The organism is Nodularia chucula CCY0103 (assembly GCF_963923915.1).
Lineage (GTDB): Bacteria > Cyanobacteriota > Cyanobacteriia > Cyanobacteriales > Nostocaceae > Nodularia > Nodularia chucula.
Map to the genome: position 1 here is coordinate 1 of NZ_CAWUOL010000177.1, position 2,081 is coordinate 2,081.

At 39.9% G+C, this 2,081-nt stretch carries 3 protein-coding genes and 1 pseudogene; 1 reads left to right on the forward strand and 3 read right to left on the reverse strand.

The genetic code is table 11. From position 1 onward, the window contains the following. Positions 1 to 167, reverse strand: a 167-nt coding sequence (locus ACM0OP_RS23975) for a DUF4277 domain-containing protein (RefSeq protein ID WP_414530916.1), incomplete at its 3' end; no start/stop codon positions are given. Positions 168 to 199: 32 nt separating this feature from the next. Continuing rightward, on the reverse strand, positions 200 to 658 hold the full coding sequence (locus tag ACM0OP_RS23980; protein ID WP_414530914.1) for a double zinc ribbon domain-containing protein: 459 nt from the start codon (positions 656 to 658) through the stop codon (positions 200 to 202). Between the two features lie 77 nt (positions 659 to 735). On the opposite strand from ACM0OP_RS23980, the gene ACM0OP_RS23985 reads away from it, so the two are divergent. Beyond that, positions 736 to 1,677: a tyrosine-type recombinase/integrase gene (locus ACM0OP_RS23985; RefSeq protein ID WP_414530915.1), complete on the forward strand. Its 942-nt coding sequence runs from the start codon at positions 736 to 738 to the stop codon at positions 1,675 to 1,677. On the opposite strand, the pseudogene ACM0OP_RS24600 reads toward ACM0OP_RS23985, so the two are convergent. Next, a pseudogene (locus tag ACM0OP_RS24600) lies at positions 1,576 to 1,992 on the reverse strand (transposase); the annotation flags it as partial. The gene ACM0OP_RS23985 and the pseudogene ACM0OP_RS24600 overlap by 102 nt on opposite strands. Positions 1,993 to 2,081 lie beyond the last annotated feature (89 nt).

Consider the following 2,081-nt stretch of genomic DNA (forward strand, 5'->3'; position numbering starts at 1 on the left):
CCGTTTATTATCATGGCTTTGACTACTTGACCCGGACTTACTTTCTCTCCTTTTTCGACTCCTATTAATTCATTTATTATTTCTACTAATCCTATTGAGTCTACTATTCCTGCTACTATCCCTAGATGGTCTAGGTATTGAGCCGAGATACGTGTAAAAACCAGCAAGATGGTCTGAAAATGCCTACTGTGTCTACATTTCAAAGATTTCCACCTCTATTCTTATAAGGTTTTCCACACAGAGGACAAAACTTATACCTCAACGACACCACCAACTCACCACAATTGGCACAACTAGACCGTAATTGCGTACCGCATAGATAACAAAACCTAGCCCTAACATTACCCCACATTGAATCCACAGCACCACCAGGATTCCAACATTGGGGGCAAAGCTTAATCGCTGCCATTGCCACAACCTCTTCCCCCCTAAAAACAGCCTGCAAATACTCAACAGGCACAGATAAAGCCAAAGCAAGACCGCTCAGAGTTTTATGACTGAGTTTCCTTGTCAATCCCCGTTCAATCTTCCCCACAGAGCGAGAATGAATACCAGCCGCATTCGCCACCTCCAACTGAGTTAAATTGAGTTCCTTTCTCATCCGCAAAACATAGTCTGACAGAGATTCTCCAGATTTTGGAGTTTTAAAAGTATCCATAAAACGCTGCCAATATTTCTCCTTAAAAGATATATAATTTAGTCATAAATAACCTTGCTAAAAACACACAAATTTCCGTGAAGCAAGCTGTCACATTAGCCACCGTTGCCGTCAAATTTCTAGAACGGACTGGACTAGCACCCAGTACCATAAAAACCTACGAACTAACCCTTTTAAACTTCCTGGCAGAGTATGGAAGTTGGCCAATCGAAATTATCAGTAAGCAAACATTAATCGAGTATCTAGATAGCCTTTCACATTTAAAATACACAACCCACCACAAGCATCAAGCAATACTGCAAAGTCTATTTAACTTCGCCGTCGAACAAGAGTATATAAAAATCAACCCAATTCAGGGATTAAAACAGCGTCCCCCACAACGAGAAAAAGGCGAACATAAAAGCGATACTCCGATAAGATATCTAACACCAGACCAGCTAAATATCCTCTACAAAGCAACCAAAGATGACCTGCGGCTGTCATCAATAATTCATCTATTGCATCGCACAGGATGCAGAATAGGAGAGCTTTTAGCTCTAAATTTATCAGATATAGATATCAAAAATCAGAAATTTCAGGTATTGGGAAAAGGAAACAAACAACGGTGGTGCTTTTATAGCGATGATGCCGCCCACTCCCTAGATAAATATTTGAAATATTCCAGACATCAAAATATCAACGCATTGTTTACAGCACAACATCCAGTCACCCTCAAAGTCAGTAGAATTAGTTACCATACATTGCATGATTATTGGCGAGAAATCACCAGTATAAATACAGAATTAAATGGCATACGCATTCATGATTTACGACACACTTATGCTACAGAACGAGTAGGATTAATCAGCATAGAAGAATTACGTTCACTCATGGGACATGAAAGCATTCAAACTACATTACGCTATCAGAAAGTTACTTCTAAATACCTTGTGACAATGCGCCCTGGCATTGTGACAAACATTGATGGGGGTGGAATCGATAAAGCTAATCCCAGTAATTTCTCCAGTGCGTGTATGTAAAAAGCAACATAAAAGCATTAAACACCAAGGCATCAATTCCACAAACCTTGTGTAGCTCACCAAATTCGGAAATGCTTCACGCCAACCCGGCAAGACTTGTAGTGTGTAAAATTCCTTAAATGTCTTATATCCACTGCCATGAAAGGCTATGACTATTGTCATCACTTCGGATCAATGCATCCTCGATTTGCTACGTTTTTCTCCCATTTTTGATGGCAATTGCGGTACTTGCTGCCAGAGGTTTTCCCATTGGTGACAAAAATCATCTACGTCGCAGAAAATTTGTGTAATGTCGAGGCGAGATACAACCCACATTCCGCACCCTAAACTGTCACAGATAAAAAAAGCTATCAAAGTAGTACAAAATAACTAAAGGCAAATCAAAGGTTCAGAGATTTAATGAG